We start from the raw sequence: 19,841 nt of genomic DNA on the forward strand, positions 1-19,841 counted from the left end.
ACCTGTGCCGCTCAATTCATGTCAATAATGCAAATGGAGAGCGAGCAGTGAAAACCACTCTTAGTCTGATTGCCCTTGCAGCCATCACTTCTACTTCGGCGTTTGCCGCTGAAAACACCCTAACTGTCTATACGTATGACTCTTTCGCTGCCGATTGGGGACCAGGTCCTAAGGTCGAAAAAGCGTTCGAAGCCAAATGCGGTTGCGACGTTAATTTCGTTGCTCTGGATGACGGTGTTTCAATCCTTAACCGCCTTCGCTTGGAAGGAAACAATAGCAAAGCGGATATCGTGTTAGGTTTGGATAACAACCTGATGGCGGAAGCGAAAAAGACTGGGCTTCTGGCTGAGCACAATGTTGATACATCGAAGACGACCTTGCCTAACGGTTGGGATGATAAGACCTTCGTACCGTACGATTACGGCTACTTCGCGTTTGTATACAACAAGGAGAAGTTGGCGAACCCTCCAAAAAGCATGAAAGAGCTGGTGGAAGAGCGTGATGATCTGAAAGTGATTTACCAAGACCCTCGAACTTCGACGCCGGGTCAAGGCTTGATGTTGTGGATGAAGTCCATCTACGGCGATGATGCGACTCAAGCATGGAAGCAACTGGCAACGAAAACAGTTACGGTTACCAAAGGTTGGTCAGAAGCTTACTCGATGTTCTTGAACGGTGAGTCCGACCTCGTGCTGTCTTACACGACTTCTCCAGCGTACCATTTGATTGCAGAAGGTGATGCGAAATACGCCAGCGCAGACTTTACCGAAGGTCACTACATGCAAGTAGAAGTAGCGGCTAAGGTTAAAGGCTCAAAGAATGCGGAACTTGCGGATGAGTTTATGAATTTCATCTTGAGTGATGAGTTCCAATCTACAATGCCAACAGGCAACTGGATGTACCCAGTGACTGACGTTGAATTACCAAAAGGCTTTGAAACCTTGAGCGTACCAAGTAAACCATTGAGCTTTAGTGCAGATGAAGTAGCGAAAATGCGCAAGACTTGGATTCGCGAGTGGCAAAGCGCATTGACGTTCTAATATAGGTTCTACTTTTGAATTCTGTTCCGAAAATCGGGTTAGGGGTCGCGATGATTATTGCGACCTTTGTTGTTTCTGCCCTAGGTGCTTTGATTGTTCAAGCGCCTTCACTTGATGTGTCTATGGTGTGGGGAGACCCATACTATCAACACGTCACCAAGTTCAGTTTCTACCAAGCTTTCCTTTCTACACTATTGAGTGTTGGCTTTGCTATTCCTGTTGCTCACGCACTTTCTCGACGTGAGTTCTTTGGGAAGTCTCTACTACTAAAGTTGTTTGCGTCTACCTTAGTTCTGCCGGTGTTAGTTGGTGTATTTGGCTTATTGGCGATTTACGGTAACAGCGGCTTATTAGCACAATGGCTGAAAAGCATCGATTCGGAGCTGCCGTTTTCCATCTATGGCCTGAACGGTATTTTACTTGCGCATGTGTTCTTTAATATGCCTTATGCAGCGCGGCTACTTTTGCAGGCATTAGAGTCGATCCCCGCAGAGCAACATAAACTGTGTGCGCACCTTGGAATGAGCCATTGGGACAAATTCCGCTGGGTGGAATGGCCTCGCTTAAGACAACAACTGCCACACGTAAGCGGCTTGGTGTTTATGCTTTGCTTTACCAGTTTCGCCACCGTGATGGCGTTAGGTGGCGGACCGAAATCGACCACCATTGAACTTGCCATTTATCAGGCGATTAAGTTCGATTTTGATCTGCAGGCTGGGGCGCTTTTGGCACTGTGGCAAATGCTACTATGTGGCTTGTTAGCGATTGGCGTGCAGAAGTTGACGAAGCCAGTTTCAGTAAGCGCTGGCAGTACATCGGTACAGCAATATTTAACGAAGGATCATGGGTGGTCAAAAGCTTGGGATAGCTTTTGGATCATAGGTGCCTTTTTACTAGTAATACCACCACTTATGATGGTGGTGTTCAGTGGCATCAACCAGCAAGTTTGGTCGGTACTGACCGATGAGCGCTTTTGGTCCGCACTGTTCAATTCTCTCAACGTTGCGATACTGGCGAGCTCTCTTGCTGTTGCTGCTGGTGTGTCGATTTTGCTGACCAGTCGACGTTGGCGATTGCAGTATAAAAATACTCGCGCCGATCAAATTGAGCTTATCGGAACCATTATCTTAGTAACGCCGGGATTGGTGATTAGCACCGGATTGTTCCTATTACTGCGATCGTTTACCGATGTATTCAGCTTGGCGTTTTTTGTTGTCATCTTAGTTAATGGCTTGATGGCATTGCCATATGTCATTAAGACTTTATCTCAACCTATGTTGCACATTGAGCAGCAGTATCAGTACGTGTGTGCCAGCTTAGGCATGCGTGGTTGGCAACGATTTAAAGTCGTGGAATGGCAAGCGCTGCGCAAGCCGTTTGCACATGCTTTTGCTATCAGCTTTATGTTTGCAATTGGCGACTTAAGTGCGATTGCCTTGTTCGGTGGGCAAGAGTTTAGAACCTTGCCGTTGTACCTATTCCAATTGTTGGGAAGTTACCAGATGGATGCCGCTGCCGTGGTATCGGTTACTTTGCTGTTACTCAGCGTCGGCTGTTTTGCTTTGATTGAGAAAGTGTTGAAAACGAAGGAGAGAGCGTAATGTTAGTGTTGGATGATGTGCAGTACACCTATCAACGTGAACTGTTTCGTTTTGAGTTAGCTATTCAGCGTGGACAAATCGTTTCACTGATGGGGCCGAGTGGGGCGGGCAAATCAACCCTATTGGCGTTAGTTGCTGGTTTTATTAATCCAGACCATGGCGATATTCTGGTTGATAGTGAGTCTATCGTGCGTAAAGAGCCGTATCAGCGTCCGTTTTCAATGCTGTTCCAAGAGCATAATCTGTTTGCTCACCTGTCAGTAAGAGACAACATCGGTTTGGGTTTGCATCCGGGACTAAAGCTCACGGCAGACCAAAAGCTGCTTGTTGAGCAAGCGGCCAAGCAGGTCGGGGTTGCTGAGTATCTGGACCGTTTACCTGAACATCTTTCTGGTGGTCAGCGTCAGCGTGTGGCACTTGCGCGTTGTTTTGTTCAGCCGCACCCAATGTGGTTACTCGATGAACCTTTTTCTGCGTTAGACCCAGTATTGAGAGAAGAGATGCTGACACTGGTTAAACAACTTGCTGCTGAGCGTGGCATTACCGTTTTGATGGTGACGCACCACTTAAGTGACGCCAGAGCGATTGCTAGTCATTTTGCTTTTGTGGCTGCTGGTCAGGTTGAAGCTGCAGGAGAGATTGGTGAGCTTAACGCTCAACATAGCAGTACAGCATTGAAGGCTTTTGTTAAAGCGGCAGGGTGATTACCCTGAGATAGAAAAATAAAAGGTTGATGCAAGCATCAACCTTTTTTGGTTTTGGGAGTTTGAATGAGCGTATTAGCCTTGAGGCTTCACCACCATAACGTTGATTGGTGAGTTCTCAACGACTTTGCTTGCTACAGAGCCCAGCATCACTTTGTTGATCTTTGAGCGTTTGTGGCTTGGCATAATGATAAGGTCAGCACCTAAGCGTTCAGCGTAATCAAGGATGGTTGCATACGCTTTACCTTCTGCCACGTGGACTTTGTAAATTACTTCATCATCGATATGTTGGTCTGCAAAGGCTTTGAGCTGTTGCTTTACATCTTGCTTCATTTTCGCCGCCGCGTCTTTCGGGAAGTAAGTCGCGACCATCGACATATGAATACCAGGTAAGACAGTAAGCAAGTGAACTTCAGCATTGGCTTGCTTTGCTTGCCATACCGCTAATTCAACGGCACGGTCAGAAAAGCCTTGGTCATTTAGATCAACCGGAACAAGAATTTGTTTGTACATTCAATGTCTCTCATTAAGGCCCCTTATCCTCGGAGCCAAATCGGTTATGCGCTCAGCTGTTCCTTACGAGCACGACGTTTTTGGTTCAGGGCAAGTACCAGCAAAATCATCAAACAAGGCACAAATACCCATTCTTTCATTGGTCGTTCAGCATCTTGAACTACCCATTTGATCTCCCAATCGAAGTCGATTCCTGAAGATTCTGCCGGGCTGCCAAATTCAACCATGTCTACGATCATTTTGCCGTCGTTCTCGGTCAGCATTAGGCCCATTGAAGAAAGTCGTTCTTCAGCGGTTGCCGCTTTATCTTCGAACGGAAGACGTACCGTTTTTTCAACGTAGTCACCTTCAAGGTTTTCTCCAGCGACACGTAACTCTATGGATTCTCCTACATTTAACCCTTCTGTGATTTGAGCTATCTCAACACCAGGAGAAAGAACTTTCGCTGGGTAGAGCATGTCCCACCAAAAACCAGGACGGAAGAACGAGAAGGTTAATACTAATAGTAGGATCGTTTCCCACCACTTGTTACGTGTGAACCACCAACCTTGTGTTGCCGCGGAGAAGATCAACATCGCAATAATGGAAGAGATCACGGTTAACGCTAGGTGCCACCATGAATCAATGCCCATCAACAAGAGTTGAGTGTTGAAGACGAACATGAATGGCAGAATTGCGGTTCGAATATCGTAGGTAAAGCCTTGAATACCAGTACGAATTGGATCTGACTTAGCAATTGCGGCAGCGGCAAAGGCAGCTAAACCTACAGGAGGTGTATCATCTGCAAGGATACCGAAATAGAACACAAATAAGTGCACCGCAATCAGTGGGATGATCAGGCCATGAGCCGCACCCAGAGTTACGATAACCGGTGCCATTAGCGTTGATACCACGATATAGTTTGCCGTCGTTGGCAGACCCATACCCAGGATCAAGCTGATTACTGCCGTAAACAGCAACATAAGGATGATGCTACCGCCAGAGATGAACTCGACGAAGTCTGTCATAACCAAGCCGATACCAGTCAAGGTGACCACACCAACTACCGTACCTGCTGCAGCGGTTGCCACGCCGATACCGATCATGTTGCGCGCACCAGATACCAAACTCTCTGCGAGATCAACAAAACCGTCTTTGGTCTGCTCAATCAGGTCACCCTGTTTTGATAGCAATGCGATCAATGGGCGCTGCGTCAGCAAGATAAAGATCATGAACACGGTTGCCCAGAATGCTGACAGACCCGGTGAGAAGCGTTCTACAGTCAAACACCAAACCAGTACGACGATCGGTAGCAGATAGTGCAGACCAGATTTAATCGTTGGGCCTGGATCTGGTACTTCGGTGAGCTCCGCATCAATTTCAATCGCGCCATCTTTCACGTGATTTGCCGAAACCTTCACCAGACCGACGTAAGCAATTAATAGGGCGATGGTTACAATGGTTGTTGCAGCATCGCCAAATACGTCTTTAGTCCAACCCACACCGTAGTAAACCAAGGCGCTGATGACGCACAAGCCAAGGATAGTGCCAGTAAATGACAATAGGCTTTGTAGCATGGTTGGGTTGTGGCGACGGGGAAGGCCGGTCATGCCTGCTTTACATGCTTCAAGGTGAACGATGTAAATCAGAGCAATGTATGAAATAAGTGCAGGAAGTAGGGCTGCTTTGATTACCTCAACATAAGAGATACCCACATATTCAACCATTAGGAAGGCCGCAGCGCCCATGATAGGCGGCGTTAGCTGGCCATTCGTCGACGCAGCAACTTCAACCGCACCAGCTTTTGTACCCGGGAAGCCTACTCGCTTCATCAGTGGAATCGTAAAGGTACCTGTGGTTACTACGTTTGCGATGGATGAGCCCGAAACCAGACCAGATAGGCCGGATGCAACGACAGCCGCTTTTGCAGGACCGCCCTTCATGTGACCAAGCAGTGAGAAGGCGACTTTAATGAAGTAAGCACCTGCGCCCGCGCGTTCTAGCATGGCACCGAAAAGTACGAACAAGAATACAAACGAAGTCGATACGCCAAGTGCAACACCGAATACGCCTTCTGTGGTTAGCCATAAGTGTGACATTGCTTTGTTTAAGCTTGCACCTTTATGAGCAATGACATCTGGCATATATGGACCGGCAAAGGTGTAGGTCAGAAATACTGCAGCAACGACCATCAACGGTGGACCCAGTGCACGACGTGTTGCTTCAAGCAATAGAGCCATACCCGTTACTGAGACTACGATGTCAACGGTTGTCGGTGCACCAGAGCGCCCGGCCAGTTCGGTATAGAAAATATAAATGTAAGCTGCAGCAAAGCTACCCGCTAATGCCAATACCCAGTCGATTAATGGGATATGGTCACGCGGAGAGTTCTTCATTGCTGGGTAAGCAGTGAAAGCGAGGAAAGTGGCAAAAGTTAAATGAATTGCTCGCGCTTCAGTATCGTTGAGTACGCCAAAATTAAAAATAAATGGTAGCGGAGAGGCATACCATAATTGAAATAGCGACCAGCACAGTGGTACGAACCATAAGATTCTACCTTGCAAGCCCATTGGGCTACGCGCACCTGTGTCTGCCTGAGCCACCATTTCTTGCACATCTTGTGACGGAGTGTTGTTCGTCGCCATGTACTTTTTCCTTATTATTGATGGTCCTGTCTGTATTGTGTATCGAGAACCCCGCTTCGCTATAACAGTGTAGTGAATAGAGCGAAGTTTGCTTTCGAGTGAATCGCTACAAATCTGTAACCCATTGATTTGTGGGCAAAGGAAATGTGCGGTTTCTTTTTTAGGTGTGAGCGCGACTTCTGAAAGAAATCGGCAGATTGCATTATGCAAGTTGAACAAAGCATGCTGGCAAACGATCGTTACCAGCATACTTAATCAAGCAGAAAACCATCCTTTTCTGCCCGAGCTTGAAGTCAGTAGTTGCTTACTTAAGCAGACCTACTTCTTTGTAGTATTTTTCCGCACCTGGGTGAAGAGGGATAGAAAGGCCAGCTTTCACCATGTCTTCTTTCTTCAGGTTTGCAAATGCAGGGTGTAGACGTTTGAATGTGTCGAAGTTTTCGAATACTGCTTTTGCAACATTGTAAGCGACGTCATCTGAAACATCAGAGGTCGTTACCATTGTCGCCGCAACACCGAAGCTGTTTACGTCTTTATCTGTACCACGGTACATGCCAGCAGGTACTGTGCTGAATGCGTAGTAAGGGTTGTTAGCAACGATCTTTTCGATTTCTGCGCCTGTCGCTGGGACAAGTTTTGCATCACAAGAGGTTGTTGCTTCTTTGATTGAACCGTTCGGGTGACCAACCATGTAGATGAATGCATCGATCTTGTTGTCACATAGTGCTTGTGAACGCTCAGAGCCTTTTAGCTCAGATGCCAGTTTGAAGCTGTCGTTTGTCCAGCCCATTGCATCCATCACTACACCCATTGTCGCGCGGTCACCAGAGCCTGGGTTACCGATGTTGACACGTTTACCTTTAAGGTCTTGAACGTTTTCGATACCAGAATCTGCACGTGCGATGATGTTAAAAGGTTCTGTATGAAGAGAGAACATTGCACGTAGCTTTTTGTACGGGCCTTGTTCAGCAAACTTGCTCGTACCGTTATAGCCATGGTATTGCCAATCCGATTGCACGATACCAAAGTCTAGCTCGCCAGCACGGATAGTGTTGACGTTGTAAATTGAGCCGCCAGTCGATTCTACTGAACAACGAATGTTGTGATCTTTACGACCTTTGTTTACCAATTTACAAATAGCACCACCAGTAGGGTAGTAAACACCTGTAACAGAGCCAGTACCGATAGTAATAAACTCTTGAGCGTTAACTGCGCCTGCGCCCATAACTGCTGCAGCGATAGCGCCTACTTTTAGAAGTTTGTTAAATGCCATGAATTTCCTTCCTTATATTCATTATTAACCCGGAAATAACCTTAAATTATTTCAGGAGTTTCCTATTCGGAAACGGCATCTTTTCCAATCCAATCGTTTGAAAAAGCGAGCGAATCATAACAAAAAATTGGCAGAAAATTATCCGATTGTTAAAACTTATAGCGAATAAGTCTAAATCCTGCGACAAGTGTCGGAGATAAATTTGATGTGTAATTCTTTCCAGAACAAATACTTATGCTTGGTTTTGATAGGAGTATTAAAAAAATCAATAGCGTGATGTTAATCACAAAAGTGGTGGGTGAAAAATAGTCTGATAAATCAAAAAATTTACATTTTTCATGGGCTACAAAACTCAACGAATTTCATAGCCCACAAACAGTTACTTAGCCTGTGTATTCGAAAAGTTCACACACTGACTTGAACAATTGTTCTGTAGAAACTGGCATTGTTGGGGTAATGAAGATGGTGTCATCGCCGGCTACTACGCCAAGAATACCCTCAGATTTACCCAAAGAATCCAGTAGGCGGGCAATCAATTGAGCCGCACCAGGGCCAGTGTGGATGACTACTAATGCTGCGTTGTGGTCGATATCTAAGACCAACTCACGCAGAGAGCTACTTACTGTAGGTACACCTAATTCTGCTGGTAGACAGTAAACCATCTCCATTTTTGCATTACGTGTACGAACCGCACCAAACTTCGTCAGCATACGGGAGACTTTAGATTGGTTGATGCTTTCAAAACCTTGTTGTTTTAGTGCATCTACGATCTCGCCCTGTGAACCGAAGCTCTCTTCTTTTAATAAGGCTTTAAAAGCGCGAACTAAGTTATCTTGTTTTTCTGAATTGCGCATAGTCGTTATGATTCTCTTATTCAAGGGTCAGAAATTTTGCATATTCTCGCATATATATTCATGCAGTGCCAAAAAGTCACGGTAATATGTTAATTCCATCACTGTAAACCCTATACAGGACAGGGTTCTTTATGTGTAAAAATACTGACCTATTTATTGCACTGAATTTCTTGTCATTTCAACAGAATAACCGAATAATCAGCGCTCTGTTTGTAGCACGGTAACACTGAGTTGCGCGAGGTCGCAAAGCTGACGTTAATTGATTGTAATCAAGTTGTGATTCCGATAGCTTTGTTTCAGCTGGTTACAAAATACCCGACGAATACGTTTATAAGAGAAATACTCTCAAGGAGAACTACATGAAAGTAGCCGTTATTGGTGCCGCAGGTGGCATCGGTCAAGCCCTGGCCCTTCTACTTAAGAACCGCCTTCCTGCAGGTTCTGATTTAGCCCTATACGATATTGCTCCAGTAACTCCTGGTGTGGCTGCTGATCTTAGCCATATCCCAACTCCGGTTTCTATCAAAGGTTACGCTGGTGAAGATCCAACGCCTGCACTTGAAGGTGCAGATGTAGTACTGATCTCTGCTGGTGTGGCTCGTAAGCCTGGTATGGATCGTGCGGATCTGTTCAATGTAAATGCTGGCATCGTTAAATCGCTAGCAGAAAAGATCGCCGTTGTGTGTCCTACAGCATGTGTAGGTATCATCACTAACCCAGTTAACACCACAGTGCCAATCGCTGCTGAAGTTCTGAAAAAAGCGGGCGTTTACGATAAACGCAAATTGTTCGGTGTAACAACACTAGACGTTATCCGTTCAGAAACATTCGTCGCAGAGCTGAAAGACAAAGATCCAGGTGACGTTCGCGTTCCTGTGATCGGTGGCCACTCTGGCGTAACCATTCTGCCTCTACTTTCTCAAGTTGAAGGTGTTGAGTTTACTGCTGAAGAAGTGGAAGCGCTAACGAAGCGTATCCAGAACGCAGGTACAGAAGTTGTAGAAGCGAAAGCGGGTGGCGGTAGCGCAACTCTATCTATGGGTCAGGCGGCGTGTCGCTTTGGTCTAGCGCTAGTTCGCGCTCTTCAAGGTGAAGAAGACGTGGTTGAGTGTGCGTACGTCGAAGGCGACAGCGAGCATGCACCATACTTCGCACAACCTGTGAAGCTAGGTAAAGACGGCGTAGAAGAAGTACTAAGCTACGGCGCATTGAGCGACTACGAAAAGTCTGCGCTTGACGGTATGTTAGAAACGCTAAATGGCGACATTAACATTGGTGTTGAGTTTGCCAAGTAAGCTTCTTGCTCTGTAGAAGCCATATAAAAGAAGAAAGCCGATCTTACGATCGGCTTTTTTGATCCTTTCATCTCAATGCGCGTAACATAGTCAGTGTTAAGCCACTTTGTGAGGAGAAGATGATGGAAGCGAGTCGAATCCGTAAAGGTATGGTTGTAGAGTGTCAGCAAGGGGTGGGAACCATCTTAGTGGTTGACCAAGAAGCAGAAACGGTATTGTTGGCTAAGCAGGGCTCGGAAGAGCAGTTGGCGGTAAGCTTTGACGAGATCGAAGACAACCCTCAACTACATTGTAATTGTGATCAGTACTATTAGGTCTAACACCCATCCAACAAACCACAGATAACAAAAAGGAAGAGCTCGGCTCTTCCTTTTTACTTTAGGGTCTTTCTATTCAGCCTTAGCTAGTTCGCTTCACGGCCATGTGAGCGAGAGTAACCAATGCTTGCTTATAATCGGATTCAGGCAGTACAGACAGCTCAGCAATCGCTTTATCAGCTTCTTCTAGTGCTTTTTGCGTTGTGTATTCAAGAGAACCAGCTTCTTGCATGACAGCTAAGATGTCTTCTAATCGATCCATGCCGTTGGCTTTCTCGATTGCTTCACGAATCATCGCTGTGTTCTCTGGCGTTGTATTGCGCATCGCATGCAAAAGAGGGAGCGTTGGTTTGCCTTCTGCTAGGTCGTCGCCAACATTCTTACCCATGTCTTCACCGTCAGACGTATAGTCCATAACGTCATCGATAAGTTGGAATGCGGTACCCAGATATTTGCCGTAGTTTTGCAGCGCAACTTCTACGTTTTCTGGAGCGTCATTTAAGATCGCACCAATTTGCGTTGCCGACTCAAACAGACGAGCCGTTTTCGAGTAGATGACCTGCATGTAGCTTTCTTCAGTGGTGTCAGGATCATTGCAGTTCATTAACTGCTGAACTTCACCTTCTGCGATCACATTTACTGCATCACTCATTAGTTTAAGGATCTTCATTGATCCTAGCTCAGTCATCATTTGGAATGAGCGAGTGTAAATAAAGTCCCCAACTAATACGCTCGCGGCATTACCAAATGCAGCGTTCGCCGTCGCTTTACCACGACGCATGTCTGACTCATCAACTACATCATCGTGCAACAGAGTTGCTGTATGGATGAACTCGATAAACGCCGCCGCCATAGTATGGCCGTTACCTTGGTAACCAAGAGCACGTGCTGACAATATCGCCAGAAGTGGTCTTAAGCGTTTGCCTCCACCACTTACGATATAGAAACCGAGTTGGTTGATTAAAGAGACATCAGAATTTAGTTGGGCTTGAATTGTTTCATTCACTTTTGCCATGTCATCGGCAGTAAGCGCTTGGATAGTTTTAAAATCCATCGTATATCCGGCTGAAGTTAGACCCTGCAAGGCTTATTCGATTTATATAATTGTCGAATAATACACTAAAAAACGTTGATTAATACATTACTAAAGGGCATGATTGCCGCACTTTTCTTTGGCGATTAGCTTTTCGCCAATTTTTTCAAAATATGGCTTGTCATAGGGGCATCTCTTCTGTAGAATCTGCGCCCTATTGATGATTAGTTTAGCGCACACCCTCATGAAAAGGCTGTGCGGAAAAAGCGGAGTAAAATATGTACGCTGTTTTCCAATCTGGTGGTAAACAACACCGTGTAAGCGAAGGTCAAACTCTTCGTTTAGAGAAATTAGACGTTGAAACTGGTGCAACTGTAGAATTTGATAAAGTTCTTCTTGTTGCTAACGGCGAAGACATCAAAGTTGGTGCTCCTCTTGTAGAGGGCGGCAAAGTTGTTGCTGAAGTTGTACAACACGGTCGTGGCGATAAAGTTAAAATCGTTAAGTTCCGTCGTCGTAAGCACTCTCGTAAGCAACAGGGTCACCGTCAGTGGTTCACTGAAGTGAAGATCACTGGTATCAACGCTTAATCTATTAGGAGAGTTTAACAATGGCACACAAAAAAGCTGGTGGTTCTACTCGTAACGGCCGCGATTCAGAAAGCAAACGTCTAGGTGTTAAGCGTTTCGGTGGTGAATCTGTTCTTGCAGGTAACATCATCGTTCGTCAACGTGGTACTAAGTTCCACGCTGGTAACAACGTAGGTATCGGTAAAGACCACACTCTATTCGCTCTTACTGAAGGTAAAGTGAAGTTCGAGGTTAAAGGTCCTAAGAACCGTAAGTTTGTAAGCATCGAAGCTGAGTAATTTTACCTTTTAGGTTAATTACTAAAGCTTTAAAGCTGAATTCAAAAGCCCTGCCGATTCGGCGGGGTTTTTTATTTGTAGCAGTCGACATATCGAAGTTTCTCGTCCTGACCTCGAACGGTAGGTATCTGGGAGCTTAGATCTGTCATCTGCTAAAATTGTTTGATGACAAGTCAGATTTAATCCACGCACGAAGTAGTCGGAGTAAAAGATGAAGTTCGTAGATGAAGCGGTAGTAAAAGTTCAGGCTGGTGACGGCGGTAGCGGCGTTGTAAGTTTCTGGCGTGAAAAATTCATCACTAAAGGTGGCCCAGATGGTGGCGACGGTGGTGATGGTGGTGATGTATACATCCAAGCCGATGAAAACCTAAATACCCTGATCGATTACCGTTTCCAACGCTTTTACGAAGCAGAACGCGGTGAAAACGGTCGCGGCGGTAACTGTACTGGTAAACGTGGTAAAGACATCACACTTCGCGTGCCAGTAGGTACTCGCGCAGTTGATATCCATACCAATGAAATCGTTGCAGAAGTAGCAGAACACGGTAAGAAAGTGATGGTCGCTAAAGGCGGCTGGCACGGTCTTGGTAACACGCGTTTTAAATCTTCAGTAAACCGCGCTCCTCGTCAGAGAACGCTAGGTACTAAAGGTGAAATCCGTGAAATCCGTCTAGAGCTATTGCTATTGGCTGATGTTGGTATGCTTGGTCTACCTAACGCAGGTAAATCAACCTTTATCCGCGCAGTATCAGCAGCAAAACCGAAAGTAGCAGATTACCCATTTACTACGTTAATCCCAAGCTTGGGTGTGGTGAGTGTGGTTCCTGAGAAGAGCTTTGTGGTTGCAGACATTCCTGGTCTCATCGAAGGCGCAGCTGACGGTGCTGGTCTAGGTATTCGCTTTCTTAAGCACCTGGAGCGTTGCCGCGTATTGCTTCACATGATTGATATCATGCCTATCGATCAGTCAGATCCAATTCAAAATGCCCTAACCATCATTGATGAACTGGAGCAGTACAGTGAAAAACTAGCAGGCAAACCTCGTTGGCTAGTCTTCAACAAAACGGATCTGATGCCAGAAGAAGAAGCGAATGAAAAGATCCAAGAGATCTTGGATGCGCTAGGTTGGGAAGACGAGTACTTTAAGATCTCGGCGATCAACCGTAACGGTACAAAAGAGCTTTGCTACAAGTTAGCTGACTTTATGGAAAACCTACCTCGTGAAGAGGAAGAAGTTGCTGAAGAAGATAAAGTGAACTTCATGTGGGATGACTACCATAAAGACGCGATCGCTGGCAAAGACGTTATCACTGAAGAAGATGACGACGATTGGGATGATTGGGACGATGAAGAAGACGACGGTCACGTTGTTTACGTCCGCGACTAATCGCTAGCTAATTCATTAAGCCGCAATATTTATTGCGGCTTTTTTTGTATCTAAATCATGTTTAGACGATGTGATTTGCGGCACAATAATGAGCTTAACGGACTTAGGAAGTATTTATGACATCGGAAGTTTTACCGTCTTGTGCAACGACGGCATCCAACCAAAGGGCCATTTCTCGGCTTGTTGCCCAAGCTGGGCAAATGCTATTAGCCCACGGGGCAGAGAGCACGCTTGTGAGTGACATCATGCAGCGCATCGGTATTGCCTGTGGTGTCAGCGAAGTGGCAGTGGCATTATCTGCGAATGCTTTGGTGGTCACGACAGTCAAAGACGATCACTGCATTACAACAACCAGAAGTTGCGCCGATCGCGGGATCAACATGCGAGTGATCACCCAGATCCAACGCATTTGTATCATGATGGAGCGCGGCTTGCTCGATGTGAGAATGGCGCAGAAGAAACTCAACACCATTAGCCCTGAGCGCTATAACCGTTGGTTGGTGGTGTTCATGATCGGTCTTTCTTGTGCGGCTTTCAGTCATCTGGCTGGTGGAGACTTAGGTGTGTTTGTCATGACGTTTCTTGCTTCTGCTGGCGGTATGATCGTTCGACAAGAAATTGGCCATCGCCACTTTAATCCTCTTCTCAACTTCGCTGTCACGGCGTTTGTGACCACACTAATCTCTGCTCAAGCGGTGATTTTTGACATTGGTAACTTGCCAACCGTTGCGATGGCATCCTCAGTATTAATGCTGGTTCCTGGTTTTCCATTGATTAACTCGGTCGCAGATATGCTGAAAGGCCATATCAACATGGGCATTGCACGATTCACTATGGCGAGTTTGCTTACTCTCGCAACTTGCCTTGGCATTGTAGCGGCGATGGAAGTCACCGGTATCTGGGGATGGATAAGCTAATGAGTGTGTTTGATTTGGCCTTAGGGCTCTTAAACGATATGTTCTTTGCCGCTATTCCTGCCGTTGGTTTTGCAATGGTGTTTAATGTGCCACAGAAGGCGCTGAAGTACTGCGCGATAGGCGGTGCGATTGGTCACGGCAGCCGCTATTTAATGATGCACTTCGGCTTGCCAATTGAGTGGGCAACGTTTTTTGCGGCGACGTTAGTAGGTTTAATCGGTGTTCACTGGTCTCATCGTTTTCTTGCCCACCCAAAAGTCTTCACTGTGGCTGCTTTAATCCCTATGGTACCGGGAGTATTCGCATACAAGGCCATGATTGCCATGGTGGAGATAAACCATTTGGGTTACTCACCTGAACTTATTGCGACGTGTATGGAAAACTTTCTTAAAGCGATGTTTATTATTGCAGGCTTAGCGGTTGGCTTGGCGGTTCCGGGGCTGCTATTCTATCGCCGTCGACCAATAGTTTAAGGACACAGTATGATCATCAGCATGATTGCCGCGATGGCAGACAACCGAATCATCGGTAAAGACAACCAGATGCCTTGGCATCTTCCGGCAGATTTTGCATGGTTTAAGCGCTGTACAATGGGTAAGCCTGTTGTGATGGGACGTAAAACTTATGAATCAATCGGACGTCCTTTACCTGGCCGTTTGAATATTGTCATCAGCCGTGATGCTTCACTTTCCATTGAAGGTGTCACGACCGTTACGTCGATTGAGCAAGCGCTTGAGATTGCTGGTGAAGTGGAAGAAGTGATGATCATTGGTGGTGGAGCGATTTATGCTGCGTGTTTACCGATGGCTAACAAACTGTATGTCACGCATATTGAAGCCGAAATTGAGGGCGATACTCAGTTCCCTGATTGGGGGAATGAGTTTAAGGAAACATACTCTGAAGCGTATCAAGCGGATGAGAAAAACGCTTACAACATGCGTTTTACGATTTTAGAAAAATAATCAAATTGAGCCGAATAAGAAAAGCACCGCAAATGCGGTGCTTTTTGTTTTCTAGTCAGGCAATCGGGGCTGTTAACTGAGTGCTTGTTGAGTGAAAACTTGCTTGTCTTCCCAACGAATCATGGTGAGCGAGCCTCCCCAAACGCAGCCTGTATCAAGACCAATGATGCTTTCATCTATATGACCTTGCAGTGCAGCCCAGTGGCCAAACAACACCGCTTTTTCTAAAGGAACACGTTGTGGCAGTTTGAACCACGGCACGAGCTCATCTTCCGAGACCTCTTGCGGTGGTAGTTTGCAATCCATATCTAAGCGACCATCAGGGAAGCAAAAACGCATGCGAGTAAATGCATTGATGGTGTAGCGATAGCGGTCGAGTCCTGAAAGGGATTCATCCCAGAGATCAGGCTGGTTGCTGTACATATTTTCTAGCAGCCAAGGCAATTGTTTACTTCGAATGATCGCTTCCACTTCACGTGCACAGCTTCTAGCAGTATCAAGATCCCATAGTGGAGAGATGCCTGCATGACACATGACAAAGTCATCGTGTTCTGCCAACAGTGGTTGTTGTGATAGCCAAGTCAGCAGTTCTTTTTTGTCTGGAGCAGAGAAGATTGGCGCGGTCTTATCCTTGTCTTTGACCTTTTTTAGCCCTTGAGAAACGGCCATTAGGTGCAAGTCATGGTTACCCAAAACGACTTTTGCGCTGTCACCAAGAGACTTAACAAAGCGCAATGTCTCTAAAGACTTAGGCCCTCGAGCGACAAGGTCGCCAGCCAACCAAAGTTGGTCATGTGACGCAGAAAAATTGACTTGCTCTAGCAGTTGTTGCAGTTCATCAAAACAGCCTTGGATATCACCAACAATATAGGTAGCCACTGAGTCTCCTGATTAATTTAACACGTTTGGTATCGCCAAACGGAACGGGTCGATCTCGGTGATAAATTCATTGCCCTTTTCATCCAGTAGAATGTAGTGTCCTTGCATTACTCCAACCGGCGTCTCAAGTGCGGTGCCACTACTGTAGGTGTATTCGTCGCTACCGGAAATAAAAGGTTGCTGACCGACGACACCTTCGCCTTCTACGGTCATTTGCTTGCCATTGGAATCGGTAATCAACCAGCGTCGGCTGATTAATTGCACGGTTTGTTGGCTGAGGTTTTTTATCGTAATGACGTAAGCAAAAACGTAGCGTTGCAGTTCAGGGTTGGACTGTTCTTCAATGTATTTGGTATGAACTTGAATTTTGATGCAGGGTTGAATGACGTCCATGTGCACTCCTCGAGAAACGTAATATCCCAATAATAATAAGCCAAACCGGCAGGGGTTTGGCTTATCGTTTGAGTTCTTAGTGCTGCGGGTTATCCGCGAGCCAGTTCGCCATGGCGACGAATTGTTGTAGCGTCAGGTTCTCTGGACGCATGCTTGGATTGACACCAAGCTCTTCCAGCACTTCTGCACTGATCAGTGCTTTGTAACAGTTACGTACTGTTTTACGGCGTTGGTTAAAGCCTTCACGACATACTCGCTCCAGCAAACGTAAATCTTTTGCAGGATGTGGCAGCTCTTCGTAAGGCACAAGACGAACAACAGCAGAGTCTACTTTTGGTGGCGGAACAAACGCCGTTGGCGGTACTTCTAGTACAGGCACAACTTTACAGTAGTATTGAGCCATAACCGTTAGACGGCCGTAAGCTTTGCTGCCAGGGCCTGCCGCCAGACGGTTTACCACTTCTTTTTGAAGCATAAAGTGCATGTCTTGAATGTCTTTATGGAATTCAAATAAGTGGAACATCAATGGTGTAGAGATGTTGTATGGCAAGTTACCGAAGATACGTAGCTTGTTGTTTGGCTTCACCAACTGAGTGAAGTCAAAGCGCATTGCATCGCCTTCATGAATTGTAAGCTTGTCAGCCAATTCTGGGTGATTGCGTAGACGCTCTGCTAGATCTCGGTCTAACTCGATAACCGTGAACTTATCGACTTCGCGGCCAACAGGTTCGGTAATTGCACCAAGACCCGGGCCGATCTCAACAAGGTTTTGACCTGGTCTTGGGTTAATTGCTGATACGATACCGTCAATAATGTATGGATCGTTCAGGAAGTTTTGACCAAAACGTTTACGCGCTTTGTGTCCTAAATGGACATCATTTCTCATTGTTTCTTCTCTACCAATTCTATCGCATGCGTGAGCGCTGTTCGGAAGCTCCCTGTATCCGCTTGACCTGTCCCTGCCAGCTCTAATGCAGTACCGTGATCCACCGAGGTTCTTATAAATGGTAGACCAAGCGTAATGTTTACTGAACGACCAAAGCCTTTGTATTTTAATACTGGCAACACTTGATCGTGGTACATACCTAAAACAGCATCAGCATCGTTTAAATACTTTTCATTGAAAATGGTGTCTGCCGGCAATGGGCCGATCAGATTGATTCCTTTTTCTTGTCGAATCTTTTCCAATGTCGGAGTGATGGTCTCGATCTCTTCGCGACCCAAACAGCCATCTTCTCCCGCATGTGGATTTAGCCCGCAAACATAGATGTTTGGCTGCGAGATGGCAAATTTTTCTACAAGATCTTTATGAAGAATATCGATGATTTTTTCTAATCGCTCTTCCGTGACGGCTTTAGATACGTAAGCCAAAGGGATATGCGTTGTTACTAGAGCAACTCGCAGGCCTTCGGTGGCTAGCATCATCACGACCAACGGTGTGTTGGACTTCTCGGCGAAGAATTCAGTATGTCCACTGAACGCTACACCTGAGCGATTTATCACCCCCTTATGTACAGGGCCGGTGACAATAGCATCAAATTCATCATTCATACAGCCCAAAGCGGCTCTTTCTAGTGTTTTTAACACGTAGTGGCCGTTGGCTTCATTAAGTTGACCAGCTACCGCAGTCTCTGCGATTTCGATGTGGTCTACGATTAAGGTGCCAGCTTGTTGCGCCTTGGGTGCTTCTTCTGGATTGTAATCAAACAGTTGAACGTTTATGCCAAGTTGATTGGCTCTTTCTGCCAATACATTTTTGTCTGCACATACGACGATTTGGTGCGCCCAGTCTTCCTTAGATAGGGCCAGCACCAAATCAGGGCCGATGCCCGCAGGTTCCCCTGCGGTCACGACGATTCTACGAATCGAATTAGTTGCCATCATTGTCATCCACGATTTCAACGAATGCGCTTGCGCGTAGCTCTTGCATCCATGCGCCAGCTTCTTCATTAAACTTACGGTTAAATAGAATGCGGTAAGCTTTGTTCTTCATTGCTGAGTCTGTGCGGTCGACTTGGCGACGGTCTAGTACTTCAACAATATGCCAACCGTGTACGGTTTTGAACGGTGCACTGATTGAGCCTACTGGTAGTGTTTCTACTTGGTGTTTAAATTCTGGTACGTATAAATCAGGCGTTTGGTAACCCAGTTCACCATTTTGCGCCGCTGAGCCTGGGTCTTGGCTGTATTGTGTTGCTAATTGGCCAAAGGTCGACTCACCCGCTTTGATACGACGGATGAACTCGTTAAGCTCTTTCTTCGCGCCATCGTCACTTAAGATAACGGTTGGTTTGATAAGGATATGGCGAGCATTTACCTCTGTGACCGCTACGGTTTCAAGACCTTTCACATCTTCAATTTTTAGGATGTGGAAACCGATGCCACTGCGGAATGGGCCAATGATACTGCCTTTGTTTTGCATCTTGATTTGGTCAGCAAAGATGGTCGGCATTTCTTCTTTACGCATCCAACCCCAATCACCACCTTGTAGTGCTTTCGGGCCTTTTGAATAGGTGTACGCCATTTCAGAGAAATCTGCACCGTCTTTGAGTTTCTTAACCAATGCATTGGCTTCTGCTTCGACTTCTGACTTGTCTTTGTCGTCAGAGAAACGAAGTTGGATATGGCCAATCTTGTATTGAACGGTTGCGTTAGTTTCTTTCGCCAATTGGTCTGCAAGGCTATCTACCTCAGCAGGAAGAATGTTGATACGACGACGAACCAGTGCATTACGCGCTTCAGAAGCGGCAATTTCTTTACGAATCTGTTCGCGGAATTCAGAGTAGCTTAGACCTTCTGCTTGTACAGAGGCTGCCAACTGTTCCACACTTTGGTTGTTGTTGCGAGCAATCTCTGCAATCGCTTGATTAAGGCGGTTATCATCGATACGTACACCGATGCGCTCAGCTTCTTGGCCTTGAAGCGTGTCGATAATAAGCTTTTCTACCACTTGGTCTTTCAGCACGCTTGCTGAAGGTAGACTCTTGCCACTTTGGCGAGCGTTTGCTTGAAGCGTTTTCATCGCGGTATCGATGTCGCTTTGCAGAATCACACCATCGTTTACGATGACTGCAACCTTATCAAGCTCTACTGGCGCTGCTGTTACACCACAAGAAAGTAGGGTGGTGAATAAGAGTGATTTCCAAATTTTCATTAAAAATTCCGTCAGTAATAGTGATTA

At 46.1% G+C, this 19,841-nt stretch carries 21 protein-coding genes; 11 read left to right on the forward strand and 10 right to left on the reverse strand.

What is annotated here, in order from left to right; genetic code table 11:
- Positions 1 to 47: 47 nt before the first annotated feature.
- The 3 genes from thiB to thiQ are packed head-to-tail and all read left to right on the forward strand — an operon-like array spanning position 48 to position 3,345.
- On the forward strand, positions 48 to 1,040 hold the full coding sequence (thiB, locus tag KHO06_RS01680; RefSeq protein WP_212582009.1) for a thiamine ABC transporter substrate binding subunit: 993 nt from the start codon (positions 48 to 50) through the stop codon (positions 1,038 to 1,040).
- 14 nt (positions 1,041 to 1,054) lie between these two features.
- Positions 1,055 to 2,641, forward strand: a complete 1,587-nt coding sequence (thiP, locus tag KHO06_RS01685; protein WP_212582010.1) for a thiamine/thiamine pyrophosphate ABC transporter permease ThiP — start codon at positions 1,055 to 1,057, stop codon at positions 2,639 to 2,641.
- Entirely contained in the window at positions 2,641 to 3,345 is a 705-nt protein-coding gene (thiQ, locus tag KHO06_RS01690) for a thiamine ABC transporter ATP-binding protein (RefSeq protein WP_045456307.1), read from the forward strand. The genes thiP and thiQ overlap by 1 nt, the downstream gene beginning before the upstream one ends.
- A 75-nt stretch (positions 3,346 to 3,420) precedes the next feature.
- Here thiQ and KHO06_RS01695 read toward each other — a convergent pair whose 3' ends face one another.
- The 4 genes from KHO06_RS01695 to argR form a co-directional block, all read right to left on the reverse strand.
- A complete protein-coding gene (locus tag KHO06_RS01695; protein WP_005430588.1) occupies positions 3,421 to 3,858 on the reverse strand; it encodes a universal stress protein in 438 nt (145 codons plus the stop codon).
- Positions 3,859 to 3,902: 44 nt separating this feature from the next.
- The gene (locus tag KHO06_RS01700) at positions 3,903 to 6,482 is read right to left on the reverse strand and encodes a TRAP transporter permease (protein ID WP_182052780.1); all 2,580 of its coding nucleotides are present in this window, start codon (positions 6,480 to 6,482) and stop codon (positions 3,903 to 3,905) included.
- Positions 6,483 to 6,786: 304 nt separating this feature from the next.
- On the reverse strand, positions 6,787 to 7,755 hold the full coding sequence (locus tag KHO06_RS01705; RefSeq protein ID WP_005430525.1) for a TAXI family TRAP transporter solute-binding subunit: 969 nt from the start codon (positions 7,753 to 7,755) through the stop codon (positions 6,787 to 6,789).
- Positions 7,756 to 8,138: 383 nt separating this feature from the next.
- Positions 8,139 to 8,609 carry a transcriptional regulator ArgR gene (argR, locus tag KHO06_RS01710; protein ID WP_005430583.1) on the reverse strand — a complete coding sequence of 157 codons (471 nt, stop codon included), beginning with the start codon at positions 8,607 to 8,609 and terminating at the stop codon, positions 8,139 to 8,141.
- Between the two features lie 359 nt (positions 8,610 to 8,968).
- Between argR and mdh the strand changes: the two genes are divergently transcribed.
- Positions 8,969 to 9,904: a malate dehydrogenase gene (gene mdh, locus KHO06_RS01715; RefSeq protein ID WP_212582011.1), complete on the forward strand. Its 936-nt coding sequence runs from the start codon at positions 8,969 to 8,971 to the stop codon at positions 9,902 to 9,904.
- A gap of 122 nt (positions 9,905 to 10,026) precedes the next feature.
- Positions 10,027 to 10,218, forward strand: coding sequence for a hypothetical protein (locus KHO06_RS01720; protein WP_212582437.1), 192 nt, complete (start codon positions 10,027 to 10,029; stop codon positions 10,216 to 10,218).
- 85 nt (positions 10,219 to 10,303) lie between these two features.
- Here KHO06_RS01720 and ispB read toward each other — a convergent pair whose 3' ends face one another.
- Positions 10,304 to 11,275 (reverse strand): octaprenyl diphosphate synthase, encoded by a 972-nt coding sequence (gene ispB / locus KHO06_RS01725; RefSeq protein ID WP_012126911.1) that lies wholly within the window; start codon positions 11,273 to 11,275, stop codon positions 10,304 to 10,306.
- 257 nt (positions 11,276 to 11,532) lie between these two features.
- Here ispB and rplU point away from each other — a divergent pair, with 257 nt between their 5' ends.
- The 6 genes from rplU (at position 11,533) to folA (ending at position 15,388) form a co-directional block, all read left to right on the forward strand.
- Entirely contained in the window at positions 11,533 to 11,844 is a 312-nt protein-coding gene (gene rplU, locus KHO06_RS01730; protein WP_000271393.1) for a 50S ribosomal protein L21, read from the forward strand.
- Positions 11,845 to 11,864: 20 nt separating this feature from the next.
- Positions 11,865 to 12,122 carry a 50S ribosomal protein L27 gene (gene rpmA, locus KHO06_RS01735; RefSeq protein ID WP_005383095.1) on the forward strand — a complete coding sequence of 86 codons (258 nt, stop codon included), beginning with the start codon at positions 11,865 to 11,867 and terminating at the stop codon, positions 12,120 to 12,122.
- 211 nt (positions 12,123 to 12,333) lie between these two features.
- Positions 12,334 to 13,509 carry an Obg family GTPase CgtA gene (gene cgtA / locus KHO06_RS01740; protein ID WP_005430443.1) on the forward strand — a complete coding sequence of 392 codons (1,176 nt, stop codon included), beginning with the start codon at positions 12,334 to 12,336 and terminating at the stop codon, positions 13,507 to 13,509.
- 116 nt (positions 13,510 to 13,625) lie between these two features.
- Positions 13,626 to 14,426 (forward strand): threonine/serine exporter family protein, encoded by an 801-nt coding sequence (locus KHO06_RS01745; protein ID WP_212582012.1) that lies wholly within the window; start codon positions 13,626 to 13,628, stop codon positions 14,424 to 14,426.
- Complete coding sequence (locus KHO06_RS01750; RefSeq protein WP_005430446.1) at positions 14,426 to 14,899, forward strand: threonine/serine exporter family protein; 474 nt, start codon at positions 14,426 to 14,428, stop codon at positions 14,897 to 14,899. Before KHO06_RS01745 ends, KHO06_RS01750 begins: the two co-directional genes overlap by 1 nt.
- A gap of 9 nt (positions 14,900 to 14,908) precedes the next feature.
- On the forward strand, positions 14,909 to 15,388 hold the full coding sequence (gene folA, locus KHO06_RS01755) for a type 3 dihydrofolate reductase (RefSeq protein ID WP_045370107.1): 480 nt from the start codon (positions 14,909 to 14,911) through the stop codon (positions 15,386 to 15,388).
- Between the two features lie 72 nt (positions 15,389 to 15,460).
- Here folA and apaH read toward each other — a convergent pair whose 3' ends face one another.
- The 5 genes from apaH to surA all read right to left on the reverse strand — a co-directional run bounded on the left by apaH (position 15,461) and on the right by surA (position 19,814).
- On the reverse strand, positions 15,461 to 16,267 hold the full coding sequence (gene apaH / locus KHO06_RS01760; protein WP_212582013.1) for a bis(5'-nucleosyl)-tetraphosphatase (symmetrical) ApaH: 807 nt from the start codon (positions 16,265 to 16,267) through the stop codon (positions 15,461 to 15,463).
- 12 nt (positions 16,268 to 16,279) lie between these two features.
- A complete protein-coding gene (apaG, locus tag KHO06_RS01765) occupies positions 16,280 to 16,660 on the reverse strand; it encodes a Co2+/Mg2+ efflux protein ApaG (RefSeq protein ID WP_005430416.1) in 381 nt (126 codons plus the stop codon).
- A 76-nt stretch (positions 16,661 to 16,736) separates the two neighbouring features.
- Positions 16,737 to 17,546 carry a 16S rRNA (adenine(1518)-N(6)/adenine(1519)-N(6))-dimethyltransferase RsmA gene (rsmA, locus tag KHO06_RS01770; protein ID WP_005528601.1) on the reverse strand — a complete coding sequence of 270 codons (810 nt, stop codon included), beginning with the start codon at positions 17,544 to 17,546 and terminating at the stop codon, positions 16,737 to 16,739.
- Positions 17,543 to 18,541 (reverse strand): 4-hydroxythreonine-4-phosphate dehydrogenase PdxA, encoded by a 999-nt coding sequence (gene pdxA, locus KHO06_RS01775; RefSeq protein WP_005430439.1) that lies wholly within the window; start codon positions 18,539 to 18,541, stop codon positions 17,543 to 17,545. Before pdxA ends, rsmA begins: the two co-directional genes overlap by 4 nt.
- The gene (gene surA / locus KHO06_RS01780) at positions 18,531 to 19,814 is read right to left on the reverse strand and encodes a peptidylprolyl isomerase SurA (protein ID WP_212582014.1); all 1,284 of its coding nucleotides are present in this window, start codon (positions 19,812 to 19,814) and stop codon (positions 18,531 to 18,533) included. The genes pdxA and surA overlap by 11 nt, the downstream gene beginning before the upstream one ends.
- Positions 19,815 to 19,841 lie beyond the last annotated feature (27 nt).

The organism is Vibrio sp. B1FIG11 (genome assembly GCF_905175335.1).
GTDB classification, from domain to species: Bacteria; Pseudomonadota; Gammaproteobacteria; order Enterobacterales; family Vibrionaceae; genus Vibrio; species Vibrio campbellii.